This is a genomic window from Brevibacillus fluminis, from assembly GCF_003710825.1.
In the GTDB taxonomy this organism is placed as follows: domain Bacteria; phylum Bacillota; class Bacilli; order Brevibacillales; family Brevibacillaceae; genus Brevibacillus_D; species Brevibacillus_D fluminis.
In genome coordinates, this window is sequence record NZ_RHHQ01000012.1 from 595,802 (window position 1) to 610,462 (window position 14,661).

At 52.3% G+C, this 14,661-nt stretch carries 14 protein-coding genes; 9 read left to right on the forward strand and 5 right to left on the reverse strand.

Annotated elements, in window-relative coordinates:
- Window positions 1-14: 14 nt before the first annotated feature.
- Window positions 15-458, reverse strand: coding sequence for a hypothetical protein (locus tag EDM56_RS16910; RefSeq protein WP_122919041.1), 444 nt, complete (start codon window positions 456-458; stop codon window positions 15-17).
- A 283-nt stretch (window positions 459-741) separates the two neighbouring features.
- Here EDM56_RS16910 and hppD point away from each other — a divergent pair, with 283 nt between their 5' ends.
- The 3 genes from hppD to EDM56_RS16925 all read left to right on the forward strand — a co-directional run bounded on the left by hppD (window position 742) and on the right by EDM56_RS16925 (window position 4,016).
- Window positions 742-1,830 carry a 4-hydroxyphenylpyruvate dioxygenase gene (hppD, locus tag EDM56_RS16915; RefSeq protein ID WP_122919042.1) on the forward strand — a complete coding sequence of 363 codons (1,089 nt, stop codon included), beginning with the start codon at window positions 742-744 and terminating at the stop codon, window positions 1,828-1,830.
- A 185-nt stretch (window positions 1,831-2,015) separates the two neighbouring features.
- Window positions 2,016-3,359 carry a sensor histidine kinase gene (locus tag EDM56_RS16920; RefSeq protein WP_122919043.1) on the forward strand — a complete coding sequence of 448 codons (1,344 nt, stop codon included), beginning with the start codon at window positions 2,016-2,018 and terminating at the stop codon, window positions 3,357-3,359.
- A gap of 27 nt (window positions 3,360-3,386) precedes the next feature.
- Window positions 3,387-4,016, forward strand: coding sequence for a dienelactone hydrolase family protein (locus EDM56_RS16925; RefSeq protein ID WP_122919044.1), 630 nt, complete (start codon window positions 3,387-3,389; stop codon window positions 4,014-4,016).
- Window positions 4,017-4,085: 69 nt separating this feature from the next.
- On the opposite strand, the gene EDM56_RS16930 is transcribed toward EDM56_RS16925, so the two are convergent.
- Entirely contained in the window at window positions 4,086-5,819 is a 1,734-nt protein-coding gene (locus tag EDM56_RS16930; RefSeq protein WP_183192477.1) for a C1 family peptidase, read from the reverse strand.
- A gap of 225 nt (window positions 5,820-6,044) precedes the next feature.
- Between EDM56_RS16930 and EDM56_RS16935 the strand changes: the two genes are divergently transcribed.
- A complete protein-coding gene (locus EDM56_RS16935; protein WP_425456325.1) occupies window positions 6,045-6,854 on the forward strand; it encodes an inositol monophosphatase family protein in 810 nt (269 codons plus the stop codon).
- A gap of 352 nt (window positions 6,855-7,206) precedes the next feature.
- Here EDM56_RS16935 and EDM56_RS16940 read toward each other — a convergent pair whose 3' ends face one another.
- Together EDM56_RS16940 and EDM56_RS16945 are read right to left on the reverse strand one after the other, a co-directional pair.
- Window positions 7,207-7,908, reverse strand: a complete 702-nt coding sequence (locus EDM56_RS16940) for an amino acid ABC transporter permease (RefSeq protein WP_122919047.1) — start codon at window positions 7,906-7,908, stop codon at window positions 7,207-7,209.
- Window positions 7,895-8,743 (reverse strand): amino acid ABC transporter substrate-binding protein, encoded by an 849-nt coding sequence (locus tag EDM56_RS16945; RefSeq protein ID WP_122919048.1) that lies wholly within the window; start codon window positions 8,741-8,743, stop codon window positions 7,895-7,897. Before EDM56_RS16945 ends, EDM56_RS16940 begins: the two co-directional genes overlap by 14 nt.
- A 263-nt stretch (window positions 8,744-9,006) precedes the next feature.
- Here EDM56_RS16945 and EDM56_RS16950 point away from each other — a divergent pair, with 263 nt between their 5' ends.
- The 5 genes from EDM56_RS16950 to abc-f all read left to right on the forward strand — a co-directional run bounded on the left by EDM56_RS16950 (window position 9,007) and on the right by abc-f (window position 13,433).
- On the forward strand, window positions 9,007-9,408 hold the full coding sequence (locus tag EDM56_RS16950) for a hypothetical protein (RefSeq protein ID WP_122919049.1): 402 nt from the start codon (window positions 9,007-9,009) through the stop codon (window positions 9,406-9,408).
- An 18-nt stretch (window positions 9,409-9,426) separates the two neighbouring features.
- Window positions 9,427-10,365, forward strand: a complete 939-nt coding sequence (locus EDM56_RS16955) for an AEC family transporter (protein WP_122919050.1) — start codon at window positions 9,427-9,429, stop codon at window positions 10,363-10,365.
- Between the two features lie 109 nt (window positions 10,366-10,474).
- Window positions 10,475-11,215 (forward strand): protease complex subunit PrcB family protein, encoded by a 741-nt coding sequence (locus EDM56_RS16960; protein WP_183192478.1) that lies wholly within the window; start codon window positions 10,475-10,477, stop codon window positions 11,213-11,215.
- A gap of 60 nt (window positions 11,216-11,275) precedes the next feature.
- Window positions 11,276-11,413 carry a hypothetical protein gene (locus tag EDM56_RS31515; RefSeq protein WP_183192479.1) on the forward strand — a complete coding sequence of 46 codons (138 nt, stop codon included), beginning with the start codon at window positions 11,276-11,278 and terminating at the stop codon, window positions 11,411-11,413.
- Window positions 11,414-11,498: 85 nt separating this feature from the next.
- Window positions 11,499-13,433 carry a ribosomal protection-like ABC-F family protein gene (gene abc-f, locus EDM56_RS16965; RefSeq protein WP_122919052.1) on the forward strand — a complete coding sequence of 645 codons (1,935 nt, stop codon included), beginning with the start codon at window positions 11,499-11,501 and terminating at the stop codon, window positions 13,431-13,433.
- Window positions 13,434-13,455: 22 nt separating this feature from the next.
- On the opposite strand, the gene EDM56_RS16970 is transcribed toward abc-f, so the two are convergent.
- Window positions 13,456-14,658 (reverse strand): MFS transporter, encoded by a 1,203-nt coding sequence (locus EDM56_RS16970; RefSeq protein ID WP_122919053.1) that lies wholly within the window; start codon window positions 14,656-14,658, stop codon window positions 13,456-13,458.
- Window positions 14,659-14,661: the final 3 nt, after the last annotated feature.

Consider the following 14,661-nt stretch of genomic DNA (forward strand, 5'->3'; position numbering starts at 1 on the left):
GCAATTGCCTTCTTTTAGTTTTGGGTAAAGGATTGATTCAGGACGCTATCCTGTGCTGCCGCATTGCTGGAAGACGTCGTTTGGTTTTGCAGCAGGGAATGACTGATTGCGGTGTTGCCGCCCTGCGGGGTGCTTGACGCATAGCTCGCATTGGCATTGTTGACATTGGCATAAACGGTTGGGTTCACGCTGCTGCGCACCGTTTCGTAGTTCGGCATGCTTGGCTGCTGCATCGGTTGGTACTGATTATGCCGGGACGCCTCAAAGCTGAGCTGTGCCGTCAGGCTGTAGAGCTGCTGGAGCATCGCGTTTGACTGGTTTTCGGAAGCTGCAAGCGTTTGCAGCTGGTTCGCGATTGCATGGAGCGTGTTGGCTGTATTGCGCTCGTTTTGTTGCAGCTGTGTAATCAGACGCTGTATCTCGTTGGTCAAGCCAGGTGACTGATAATGGTTATACATGTGGGTAAACCTCCTCGGCTTCTCAAGTCGTGTTAGAAAGAAAACAGGGTATTTCTGAACACTAGTCTTTACCTCAAATGGAAAAGTATACAGACACCATCATGAGCGCCGCATCGTACGCTATTTTTGAAACGTGAAACGGCATCATGCGAGATTTTACCCAGTTGAAGGATAAAAGCGTCACTGTTTTTAAGCGTTAGTCGGTGTTCTTGCGAGGGGAAGCGTTTCCATTGTAATCTCATGGTAATGAGCATGAATTTTCCAAATTGGGAGGCAAATCGGCATGAGCACAGATTTTTTTCCGATTCAAGATTGGGACTATGCAGAGTTTTATGTAGGCAATGCGAAGCAGGCTATGCACTACTTCACGAAAGCGTTCGGCTTTGAGGCGTATGCCTACCAAGGATTAGAAACAGGCAGCCGCGACAAAGTTTCGTATGTCGTTAAGCAAAATCACATCCGCTTTGTGCTGACCAGCTCATTGGTGCCGGACAGCCCAATCGCCGAATTCGTCAAAAAGCATGGCGACGGTGTGAAGGATATCGCACTGCGCGTCGAGGACTGTGAGCGCGCGTTCCAGGAAGCGGTTTCGCGCGGGGCAATTCCGGTGATGGAGCCAACGGTCTTCAACGATGAGTTCGGTACAGTCAAAAAGGCATCGATCGCGACGTATGGTGACAATATTCACTCCTTGATCGAGCGCAAAGATTATAAAGGTGTATTTTTCCCAGGTTTCCGCGCGTACGAGTCTGCGGTGAAAGGGGAATCGACGGCGCTGATTGGAATTGACCACATGGTCGGAAACGTGGAAGTGATGGATGAGTGGACAGCCTACTACGAAAAGGTGATGGGCTTTACCTCGCTCCAAAACTTCAGTGACGACGATATCTCTACCGAGTATTCCGCGCTGATGTCCAAAGTGATGCAAAGCGGAACCGGACGGATCAAATTCCCGATCAACGAGCCGGCAGAAGGACGTCGCAAATCGCAAATCCAGGAGTTCCTTGATTTTTACCAAGGGCCAGGGGTTCAGCACATTGCGTTGCTCACCAATGACATCGTGACGACCGTCACCAAGCTGCGTGAAAACGGCGTAGATTTCCTGCATGTGCCGGATACGTATTACGAAGATTTGAAAGAGCGAGTCGGCGATATCGATGAGGACATTGAAACATTGCGTAAGCTTCGCGTCCTGGTTGACCGGGACGATGAAGGCTACCTGCTGCAGCTGTTCAGCAAACCGATTGTCGATCGCCCTACGCTATTCGTAGAAATCATTCAGCGAAAAGGCGCACGCGGTTTTGGCAACGGAAACTTCAAGGCATTGTTTGAATCGCTGGAGCGCGAACAAGAACTGCGTGGCAATCTATAGTGAGTAAGGCAGCGGCCGTCTCTTTCAAGAGGCGGCTTTCTCGTGCAAACGCAGGTACCGCCAAATAGGACGGCGGTAGTCAGGTTTTCAAACAGAAATCAAAGCGGGAGAGCCGCTTCTTTGCTATCATAGAAAAAAATGCAACCAAGCGGCTGGAGTAAAAGAAAGGGAGTGGGCCTTAAGCAATGCGAAAAATCTGGTTTAAGCTGGCGCTGATACTGCTTGCCGTCAGTCTGGGTGGAATCATGCTTTCTACCCTTCTTTCCATTAAAGAGATGGATGATAACTTTTCGGCGTACTTGCACGATGTCAGCCGTAAGCACAATCAGGAAATCGTTCGCTTGCTTGCCGCGAGCCATACGCAGGAGCAGGGATGGGATAAACAGAGCTTTGCGCTGCTGCAGCAAATGGCTGACGTGATCGATCTGCATATTCAGCTGTATGACCAAGACCAGCGATTTTTAGGCGATTTTCACGAGCGTGACGACGGGGTGAAGCATATTTTTGACCCGCGTTCGCTTTTGCCCGTGGAAAGCGGGGGAAGGACGGTCGGCTATGTCAGCATTCAGCATAATGAACAGGCGGAGACAGAGGAGCTGGCGGGGCATTTCCGTTCAGCGCATACGTCAGCACTTGTATGGACGACGCTCTTCGTCTCGCTGCTCGTTGGGGTGATTGGCATTATGGCGGCGCGCAAGTTCGTTAAGCCGGTGGAACGAATCCGAACAGCATCGCTTGCGGCGGCGAGCGGCGATTTGCGCGTGCGCGTGCCAGTCCCGAATGGATCCGATGAGCTGTCGGATTTGGTTCATTCGTTCAATCAGCTGGTAGCGACATTGGAAACGCAAGAGCGTTTGCGCAAACAGCTCACGTCCGATATCGCACATGAGCTGCGAACGCCCCTCAATACGATTTTGGCACAGGTGGAGGGCATGATCGACGGGATTTGGCCCGCCACGCCCGCTCATCTCGAGTCGACAAGATCAGAGGTGCTGCGGTTAAGCCAAATCATTCACGATCTGGATCAGGTGATTCAAGCGGAGCTGGGAACAGGTGGCATGGAGATGGAGGAGCTGGAAGCGGGACAGGCCGTCAACATGCTCGCAGGCTCCATGAGCGCTGCATTTGCCAAAGCGCAGGTTCGCCTTTTGCTAGACATCGCTCCTGAACCGGTTTGGATCGTTGGGAATCTGCAAAAAATTGAGCAGGTTCTGACCAATCTGCTGGCGAATGCGCTGCGGCACACAGGCGTTGGGGGTGAAGTGACCGTATCGCTTGTAAAGACCGATAACCTGTTAGTAATGCAGGTAGCAGACAATGGCACAGGGATTCACCCAGATGATCTGCCGTTTGTGTTTGAACGCTTTTTCCGCGGAGACCGTGCGCGGCAACGGGGGACGGGGAGCGGCTCCGGCCTAGGACTATCAATCGTGAAGGGAATCGTGGAGGCACATGGTGGCGTGATCCACATCGAGAGCAAGCTTGAGGCGGGTACGACTGTTACGATCCGCATGCCTTTGGCAAAATAATAGATCAATCGGGAGAAGGATGGAGCCATGCTGAAAATAATCAACCAGCGTGCAAACGCGATCGTTGTTTTGCATGAAATATACGGGATCAATGCCCATATGGAGGAAGTGTGCGAGCAGTTCGCACAAACGGGATTTGATGTGTTTTGCCCCAACTTGCTTGGGCGTGAGCAGCCTTTCGGTTATGACGAAGAACAAGCTGCCTATCACAATTTCGTAGAGACGGTCGGATTCGATCATGGGTATGAACAGGTGACGGAATTGATTCGCAGCCTGCGCGACCGTTATGAGCATGTTATTGTGACAGGGTACAGCATCGGAGCTACGATCGCATGGCGCTGCAGTGAACAGGCAGGGCTTTGCGACGGGGTTGTCGGCTACTACGGCTCGCGGATCCGGCAGTATCCTGACCTTCAGCCAGCATGCCCGGTTTTGCTCTTTTTGCCGAGTGAAGAAAAGGCGTTTGATGTAAGGGAGCTGTTGGCTGTCCTTCAGCAAAAAGAGATAGTGAAGACATGGCAGCTCGAAGGTCTGCACGGATGCTGTGATCCTCATTCCGCTCATTTTGTGCCCAACGCTTATGAATTCGCATGGGAAAAAACAGCTGCCTTTATCAAAACGATTGCATCAGGACAGAAAACTAACGAGCTGTTGTAGCAGGCATGCAGAGAATGTGATCCCGCTATGTGCGACAGATCGCCTTCTCCTCGTGGGCCAGTATGTTCCTTACTTCACGCGGATGGTAAGCGAAGCTGATTTTTTCTCGAAAGTGAACTGTACTTTTGCACTGCCAGTCTTTTTCGGGGTGAGGATGATGCTGTCTCCCTCCTGTTTGACATCGATGACAGCCGGATTGCTGATGCTTTTTACGAAGGCCTGTGCTGTAACGTTGGCCGTGCTCGCGTCTTTATAGGAGGCTTTGACGATGAGTGAGGCAGGACCGTCCGCCAGCTTGAGCGACATGCTGTTCATTTTCTTTTGATCGGCGGCGTCGCGGATTTCGATCTTATCCAACGCGACAGGGACGCCGGTCGTGCCTTCATCGGCATACGCCTTCAAAGTGACGTTGGCCGTGGAATCGAGAGTCATTACGTCAATCCATCTGTCTCCATTAGCGGAGAAAAAGCTTTGATTTTTGCCGGAGCTCGCTTTGGACGAATAGCCCTTGACCCGGTTCTCCACCGGGATTGGATACTGGTTGCCCGGGACTGTGACTTTGGCGACGACAGCGAAGGAGGTGCCCGCTTTCACCTCTGCCGGATCAGGCAGCTGTACGGTATGGTAGCCCATGTATGCAAGCGTACCTTTGCTAGTGCTCGCCAGGTTCCCTGAGAGCGGTCCTTTTTTCGGATCGACATCGGTATAAACCTTCACTTCATAGGTCGCATCATGCCCGAGCGTATAAAAGCCGGCAGCTTTGATGCGGCCGTCTCGCTGGGCGGGAAAAATGTTGGCGAACCATCCGGTATCCTTGCTTCCTCCCAGACTGCCGGTCAAACCGAGCTCATCGTACTGATAAATGGTCTGGTAGTTATTCGCTGCCTCAGGTTTGACGAAAGCAGTAAATTCGGTCAGCGTCCGATCATAGTATGAGATGTAGAAATACCCTTCATCTCCCCAGTTTGTCCCCCAGCTGTTTTTAGCGATAAAGGCGCCGTTGCCTGGAGGTTTTTTGAGAAAGTTGTCTCTGCTATAATTGTCGTCCCAGCCGACGATGGTCACTGCGTGGTTGGCAACTTCATTGCGCGAGTTGTAATAAGCAGCCCGATTGTCGTTGAATAACGATTCTTGAAACGAAAGGCCGACATACAGGCCACCATTTTGTCTCAGGCTTTCTTTAATGGCCAGATTGTCCAGCGGATTTTCGCGTTCAGGCAAGTACAGTACATCCTGGCTATGCTTTTGCACAGGCAACCCCGTTTTTCGTTTGTTGGATTGATCGGTGTACGGATCATCCGCCTCAAGCACAGGTCCGTTCCATCGCACGAGATTGGCGGTAGAAATGCTGGCGTTACCTCCGGAACAAGGGCTCCAGTCGAAAAGATGGTTGTTGCGCAAATGATTTTCAGAAAAATCCCAGGATTCGTCGGGAAGGAGTGCTGATTCAACTGATGCGAGCGTGGCAAATGTCCAGCATGCCCCACAGGTGCCTTGGTCCCGAACAGGTGAAACGCGATTGAGCGTTCGCAGATCATAGGCGGCAGGCAAGGCAGCCTTCACGCTGCGCGTATGGCAGGACTCACGCGGCAAGGAGAGCACCACCGGACCGGGCCGATAGCCCAGCACATGGTCGTCTGATGTCGCGGAGGAAACTGCATGCACAGTAGTTTTGGCCGCAAATGATGGATTGATAGGGGCGAATTGGAACGTTTCTTTTGAGCTGGCAAACCCCGCTAACGGAAAAAAGGCGGCGACGGCAGCGAGAGAGAGTGTAAGCAGGCGCTTCGGAATGGCGGCCAAGGGTTTTACCTCCTCATCGTTTCTACTACTTTTTATCACTGTATCAAAAGACAGAAAACATGCACAAGTAAAAGATTGCGGACGATTCAAAGCAATGCAAATACAAAAAACCTTGATCGAACGCCTTCATTTGATCGGGAGAACCGTTGCTGAAAAACCCCTCAGCCTGTATCCCTCGGCCAAAGTATGGTAAACTAAAAGACAAATGTTATGGTGTAGGTGGCGATAGGATTGCAATCGTTCCAACTGGAGTCAATCGCGAAGACGGCGAAGGAAGGCGCGCGGATGGCGGGAGAATTGAGCCTCAAGCGCATGAAGCAGCCGTATGAGGTTGAGTATAAGACATCAGCTTCCGACTTGGTCACAGCGGTCGATAAAGAAGTGGAAGAGCAGCTCGTGAAGCTGATTCTGTCACGATTTCCCGATCATGGAATTTTAGGTGAGGAAAGCACGTTTAAGCAAGACCCGAACCAATTCGATACATTGTGGATCATTGATCCGATTGACGGCACTACGAATTTTGTGCATCAGCAGATTAATTTTTCCGTATCGATCTCGGTCTATCATCGGGGGGAAGCGATGGTTGGGGTCGTGTATGATCCATCCCGCGATGAGATGTTTTTTGCGGTTAAAGGAGAAGGCGCTTACTTAAACGATCGCAAGCTGCATCTGGATCGGCAAGTCACGCTTGAAGAAGCACTCCTGTGTACGAGCGTGTTCTGGAACAAGCGGGCGGAGCAGATCGGCATCGATCAGATCGTCAAGAAGCTGGCGGGCAAAGTGCGTGGGATGCGCTTGCTGGGCAGCGCGGCCTTGGAGATGGCCTATGTGGCGGCCGGCCGGCTGGATGGCTATGTGAGCATGTCGCTCAATCCGTGGGATTTCGGGGCAGGACGTCTGCTAGTGGAAGAGGCAGGCGGCATCGCGACCCGCATGACCGGAGAACCGCTGCCGCATGATTCGAAAAGCAGCGTAATGGCATGCAACCCGACTTTTTACGAAGAGCTGAAGCAGTACTTGAACATTAGTAAATAACGGAATCGGAATAGGGGAAAACGGGCCGTCGCCATCGAGCGAGGGCCCGTTTTTTCAGTTTGCTAGACGTGTATACAAGCGTAGCGCTTCATTTTACATAGAGTGGTAAAGAACAACAGGCAGACTCTGATAGAGTATAGTTGCCTGACTTACTTGATAAGGAGGGTACCTTGTATGGGATGCAGTCGTGGTATTTTCGGAGGTCTCGGTAACGGGAGTTTTATCTGGATTATCCTCATTATTTGGCTGTTCTTTGTGATCTGTGAAAACTAACGTGAGTTTTACAAAGAAAAAAGCTCCGTGCTTGCAGTACGGAGCTTTTTTCCTGATTATGCACGAATCTAACGGGCAATCATCTCGAAACATAGCGATCGAGACGATGCTCAATCCGATCTTGAATGGTAGAGAGCACGAGGGAAATCAGCCAGTAAATGAGTGCCGCTTCCGAATAGACAAGCAACGGTTCATAGGTGGAGGCGGTAATTTCCTGCGCCTTACGGAACATCTCGGTCACGAGAATGCCAGCGGCTAGCGATGTATCCTTCACGAGGCTGATGAAAGAGTTGGCCAGTGGCGGCACGGAAACGCGCGCAGCCTGTGGCAATATGATGCGCTGCAAGGCCAGCCGATAGGACATGCCAAGAGAATACGCTGCCTCCCACTGACCTTTGGAAATCGACAAAATCGCAGCCCGTACGATTTCCGAGCCGTACGCCCCCACGGAAAGCGAGAAGCCGATTACTGCGGAAGGAAAAGGGGGGATCGTAATCCCGATGCTTGGCAAGCCGTAAAAGATAATGAAAAGCTGTACCAATAAGGGCGTTCCGCGGATGATGGATACATAGGCGCGCGCGAGTCCGCGAAACGCCTTTGATTTCGATAGGCGTGCGAGAGCGGTCAGAATCGCCAAAAACAGGCCAATCACGAACGAGACTGCAGCGAGCGTGATAGAAAAGGTCAAGGCTCCTTTCGCCAGAGGCCAAAAGGAGCTTTGTGCAATATCAACCAAACGGTTCAACCGCTCGGAATCACCGAAAAGGTTATTTAGAAACATCGGCACCAAACCATTTCTCAGAGATTTTCAGATACGTACCGTCTTTTTGAATCTCGTCAAGGGCTTTGTTGAAAGCGTCGACCAACTCCGTGCTGCCTTTGCGGAACATGAAGCCGTTTTTCGCGACGTTCGGGTCTTTCGCGACGATTTTGATCGGAGTATCAGGCTTTTGCTTCAAGAAGTCGAGCAAGGACAAGCCATCATTGATTGTCACATCAACACGTTTGGAAGTAAGCAGATCGATCGCTTGGTTGAAGCCTTCTACCGCGACGATTTCCGCACCGTTTTTTCGGGCGATATCCGTCAGGTTGCTGGTCAGCGTTTGCGCTGCTTTCAAGCCTTTGATGTCCGCAAAGCCTTTGACTTTGTCATTGTCTTTGCTCGTTACCAATACAGCTGCGGAAACGATGTACGGATTGGAGAAATCGTATTTTTCTTGGCGGTCAGGACGGATGCCGACTTCATTGGCAACCACGTCAAAGCGCTTCGAGTCAAGACCTGCAAACATAGCGTCCCATTGGGTTTCCATGAAAACTGGCTCAACGCCCATGCGTTTGGCGATTTCCGTGACAACCTCTACGTCAAAGCCGGTCAGCTTGCCAGATGCATCGTGGAACGTGAAAGGAGCGTATGTTCCTTCCGTACCGATCACCAGCTTTTTCTCTGCCTTGACTTTATCGAGCAGATTCTGCTCTTTTCCGGCTTCCGGTTGTGCAGCTTGTGAACCATTGGTAGCGTTGTTGCCGCCAGCTTGCGGCTGGGAACCGGATGAACCGCAGCCTGCGAGTGCAACGGTCAAAACTGATGCGAGAAGAAATGATACGAGTTTTTTCATGACTAAACCCCCACTAATCCGATGATATTTGTATGATTTGTAATTTAACGATGTTTTGCCCGATTTGTCAACAATAATTTGCAGATTGCTTCTTTGTTACGATTTACCGCAAATCCAATGATTATCCACAAACGTACGGACGCCAACGCGCAGCCGCACGAACGTGTGAAAGTGAATCGAAGAAACGGGCAAAGGGTGGTACAATAAGAAAGCACTCGTAATTTACGAATCTACCCTGTGTGGTAGGGGAAAGAAGGAACAAAATGAACGATTGGCTCATGTATACAGATGCCAGCGGCGAGCAAAAAAACCATGTCGCCTGGCATGAAGTCTTGAAGGAAATTGCGCAATTAAACGGTACGACCCATACGATGGTTCACGCCGCTTATGGCGACCATGTCGATCTAGTTGTTGCAGGAGGAAACGACGGCCTTGTGCTTGTTCAGTGGAAAGAAAACGATCCAGAACCGCCGCAGCATTTCGTTTTGGCGATGGATCAGTCTGCCGACCAGGTGCGGACGCTTAGTGTGGAAGGGCAAGATGCCGAGCTGCCAATCGGCTGGTGCGTTCCACTCCAGTTGGTCGTTCCCGTGTGCGGCGATATGCTGCGCACCTGTGAAAAAGCCGATCATGAGCAGCTTTTTTGGCTGAATGTCAGCGAATAGGGCAAGGAGGACAGCTGGATGGAAATGGAGCCGCTTTTGACCACCATCTTCGTCATGGGCGTCATGATTGCGATTGGCGCGCTGATCGGCAAACGCATGCCTCTGACTCATGATTCGCGACAACTGATGATTACGCTGATTGTCAATGTAGGACTCCCTTGCATCATCTTGCACGGCTTGTTTCAGCTCCCGATGACGCGGGAGCTATTACTGCAAATTTTCATTGTATTCGGACTAGCGTTTCTGCTAAGCTGCCTAGGCGTTTTTCTCGGATTTTGCGCAGCCAGACTGCAGGGTGTTTCCATGAAAAAAGCATGTGAAATGGCGGTTGTATCCGGCTTCGGCAATACGGGCACGATCGGGTTGCCGCTTTGTGCTGCGTTGTTCGGGCCAAAAGGCGCGGTGCTTGCCGCCGTTTTCGATGCGGGGATGGACTTGTGCCTATGGACGCTTGGCGTCATGCTTTTGCAGGAAAAGCGCCGAGTTACGCTCGCCGGGTTGAAGTCTCTTGTGAACATTCCGATGATGGCGATTGTGCTTGGGCTTCTGCTCGCTTCCCTCGGCTTGACGCCGCCACCTGCTCCCATCAAGCAGCTTACCGCAACATTGGCCGCCATCGCCTCACCGATGGCCATGATTTACATCGGCATGCTGCTGTTTGATTATTTGCGCCAAAAACGGCCGCTGGCAATCTCCCGGATGGGGGCACCTCTTGGTATCAAGCTGGCCGTTTATCCGATCGCTGCAGCGCTCTTGATCACCATATTTCCGCTTTCCCGCGAAATCGTGCAGGTCGTGGCTGTGCAGGTGGCGATGCCGACGATCGCGATCGCTCCGATCGTTTTCGCCCGGTATGGGGCGGATGAGGAGCTGGCCGCGATGATGACCGTTTTTTCCACGTTGCTGTCGCTGGTGACGATTCCACTGGTCATGATGGTCAATCACATGTTTCTATGAAACATAAAAACCATGTTCCTCTGAAACATAAAAACCATGTTCCTCTGAAACATTCTCGCCAAAATGCAGTCAAATGAGTAGAAAGCCAAATGATAAAGGTGGAACGAACATGAGACGTATCACATGGATGGCGGGAATTTTGGTAGGCTTGCAGGTACTTACTGCGATTCCTGCACAAGCAGCAACAGGACCTAGTGTTATTATGAACCAAAAGCAGGTGGAATGGAAAGCAAAACCGCTCATTCTTGCCAATAAAACGTATGTTCCGGCATCCGGGCTGGCAAGCTTGCTGTCAGCCAAGCTTGTAGAAGTCGATGGCAAGCTGACTTTTCAGCGGGGGAGCTTGACGGTTTCGTATAAGCCGACGGCCGGAACACAGGTCCCGAAAGGCTATGCCCCGCTTCGCGAAATGGCGGAGGGTGTTGGTTACAAAGTGGCTTGGGACGGAACGAAGCAAGCGGTCACGATCGTCTCGCAGGTTGATCCTAATAATGGGCAGGGATTCGTCATGGTCGATCCTTTGAAGCTAACTGAAGAAGAGAAAGCATTTGTTGCGCAAAACAAGGCGAATCCAGGTGTGCATAAACAGGGCAATCTCTACATGGTGGCGCTTGGAGCACAGCCGAATCCCGGCTACGGCATCAAGCTTGTGAAAAACGAGCAAAGCTGGGAGCAGCTTTTGGTGCATGTGCAGCGGACAAAACCGGAACCCGGGAAAATGTATCCGCAGATGATTGCCTATCCGTATTTGTTGGGCAGAGCCGATCTTCCTTCTTACACGACGCTGGTCGTCATTGATGATGATACGGGCAAACCGATGATTTTTGCAAAAGACACTGGAAGTAAATGAAAAAATAGACTATACTGGAACTATCTATTTCCAAATGATCGTGAAAGGGGGTGCAGGTACGTGATTAAGTCGATTCAAGCTTGGATATTCGTGGAAGCTGGGGTCCAAACTCATGATTTTTCCTTCAACGGGATCAGTCTGTCCTTTTTTACCCCTACAACCAAGCTGAACGACAAAGGGCGTATCCTGCATCACTAGCCGCACAAAAAGCGCGAAGACTGATGCCGCAGGTATTTGCCTGCGGTTTTTTTGTGCGCTCAAACACGATTAGGAGGAATATAAGATGATTTTGGCAGCGACAAATGCAATGACGAAAAGCTACGGGGCACATCCCGTTTTGGAAAATATCACAATCGAAATTCATGCCGGCGAGCGAGTTGGCATTGTAGGCCCGAATGGGGCAGGCAAGTCAACCCTGTGCAAAATTCTTTGTGGGCAGGAGGTCGCGGACAGCGGCGAAATTTTTAAAGCGAGGGGCAGCCGTTGGTCGTATTTACCTCAAACGCCTGTCTACCCTGACGAGTGGACTGGACGGGACGTGATCGCGTCCGCATTCGCTGAGGTGTCCGCTATCAGCGGAAAAATGCGAGAGCTAGAGCAGCAGATGGGCGGGGCGGCAGAGACCCACGGGCTGTTGGAACAGCTACTGGGAAAATATCAACAGCTGCAGGAGCAGTTCGAGCAGCTTGACGGCTATCGAACGGAGACGGTGATGGCGCAGGTGACGACCGGGCTCGGCATCTCGGAACCGATGCTTGATATGCTGTTTGCCCGTTTGAGCGGAGGCGAACAAACGAAAATCGGCTTGGCAAAGCTCTTGTGCGAGGCGAGCGACGTTCTGCTCCTGGACGAACCGACGAACCATCTGGATGTGGAAGCGATGGAGTGGCTTGAGGAATTCCTTCGCGAATACAAGGGGACCGTGCTGGCGATCTCCCATGACCGTTACTTTCTCGATCGGATCGTTACCTCGATTATCGAAATCGATTGCGGTGAGGCGACGCAGTATCCGGGCAACTATTCCGCTTACGTGACGGAGCGTGAGGAACGGCTGTTGCGCCAGTTCGCCGAATATGAGGAGCAGCAGCGTAAAATCAAGAAAATGCAGGAGACGATCAAACGGCTGAAGGAATGGGGCAACCGATCGAATCCGCCGAATGAAGGCTTTCACCGCCGAGCTAAGAGCATGGAAAAGGCGTTGGCTCGGATCGAGCGGATCGAACGTCCGAAGCTGGAGGCGGACCGGATGGCGCTCGCATTCAAAGCGACCGATCGGAGCGGGACGGATGTGCTGATCGCCGAAGGAGTGGGCAAAACCTTTGAGGGCAAAACGCTGTTCGCCGATGCCGAACTGCTGCTCCGCTACGGAGAGCGCAAAGCGCTATTAGGGCCGAACGGCTGCGGCAAATCGACACTGATGAAAATGCTGATAGGTGATCTGACACCGGACGCGGGAACCGTTCGCCTTGGTGCAAGCGTGCAGGTTGGCTACTTGTCACAAAAAGCGATTGAAGGCGATCCAAATCGGCGTGTCATCGATGCGTTTCGAGAAATCGCTAAGATTACAGAACCGGAGGCGCGCCATCGGTTAGCCAAATTCCTGTTTTACGGAGAACAGGTATACAAGCGGGTCGGACAGCTGAGCGGCGGCGAGCGCATGAGGCTGCGGCTGGCGCAGCTGATGCATCAGCCGATCAATTTGCTGCTGCTCGACGAGCCGACGAACCATCTGGATATCGAGGCGCGCGAAACGCTGGAAGAAGCGATTGCCGAGTTCCGCGGCAGCTTGTTCATCGTCTCCCATGACCGCTACTTTTTGCAAAAAATGGTGGACGGCGTGTTTTGGATCGACGAGAAAAAGATCGTCCGCTACGAGGGGCGTTATGAGGAGGCGCGGGAGCAGCGTAGACGACAGCTTGCGGCGAAACAGGCAGCACTGGTTACAGTGCCCTCCCCGCAAAAACAGGTACAGCCTAAGCCAGCCGCCCAGGAGCCTGCGAGCACGAAGCAGCCGGAAAAGAAGGTGAATCCGTACCAGCTGCAAAAGCTTGAGGAGCAGATCGCACAGCTGGAAGCAGAACGCCTTGCTGCACAGCAGCAGCTCGCCGAAGAGTCGAATGACTACGCGCAGCTGGCGCAATGGCAAACGCAGCTGGAACGAGTGGAAGCTGCATTAGCCGAGAGCTACGACCGGTGGTATGAGCTGCAACCAGAATAAGAAAAAAATCCCCGCACCGCGCTTACGCGGTATGCGGGGATTCTTGTTTCGCCGGGTCAGGATGGGGTTCGGGCAAATATCGTTTGCGCGATTGGAACAAAACCAGCAGCACGATCATCAGGACGCCGCCGATCAAATAAGGAGCGTTCGGATGCCACGCATAGACAGCGCCTCCGGTCAACGGCCCGAGAATGCGGCCCAAGCTGTCCATGGAACTGATTGTGCCCGATGTCACGCCTTGGCCTTGGGTCGTGCGCTGCGACACCATCGCAGTTCCGGTCGTGCGGATCATCCCACCGCCTGCACCGAACAGCGCGAGGATCAAAGCAAAGCTCCAAAAGCCGCTGCCGATCGGTACAGCCAGGAAGCCTACAGCATAAAGCACGATGCCAAGCACAAGCACTTTTGCCTCGCCGAGCTTTTTGACCATTTTGCCGATCATGCCACCTTGCACAAAGGCGCCGACAAAGCCCATGACGAGGAACATGTAGCCCAGCTGCTGCTCGGTCATGCCGTAAAGATCATTGATGTAGAGGGCAAAGGTCGTTTCCAGACCCGCCATAGCGAACGAAACGATGAACAATATGAAGTACAAGAGCGACAAGGCTGAACCAAAAAGCGCTGCGATCGGGTTTTCCCGCTTTTCGCGCTGGATGGCGCCTGTCCGTTTTTCTTTCGGCAAGCTTTCCGGCAAGGCGAACAGCACGAGGAAAAACGTGAGAAACGCGACGGTGCCGGCCGCGAAAAACGGAACCGCAAAGCCGAATGTACCGAGGATGCCGCCGATGGCAGGACCGAACACGAAGCTAAGCCCGATTCCGGCACCGATCATGCCCATCCCTTTTGCGCGCTCCTTCGGCGGAAACAAGTCGGCGACCATCGCGGTGACGGTCGGCATCGCAGCAGCGGAGACAATCCCTCCGATGATCCGATACGCAAGCATTTCGCCGTAGCTGGTGGCGAGCCCGAACAGGATGAACGTAATGGAGAAGCCAAGCAGGCCAAAGCCGATCAAAGGCTTGCGGCCAATCCGGTCTGATACGATTCCCCACAGAGGGGCGAACAGAAACTGCATGATATTGTAGCTGGCGAACAAGGTCCCCAGCATGAACGCATTGACCCCGAGATTTTTGGCAAAATAGGGCATGACGGGAATGATCATGCCAAAGCCGAGCATGATGAGAAAAGCAGTGAAAAACAAGAGGACAAGCTGCTTCTTACCCACTTC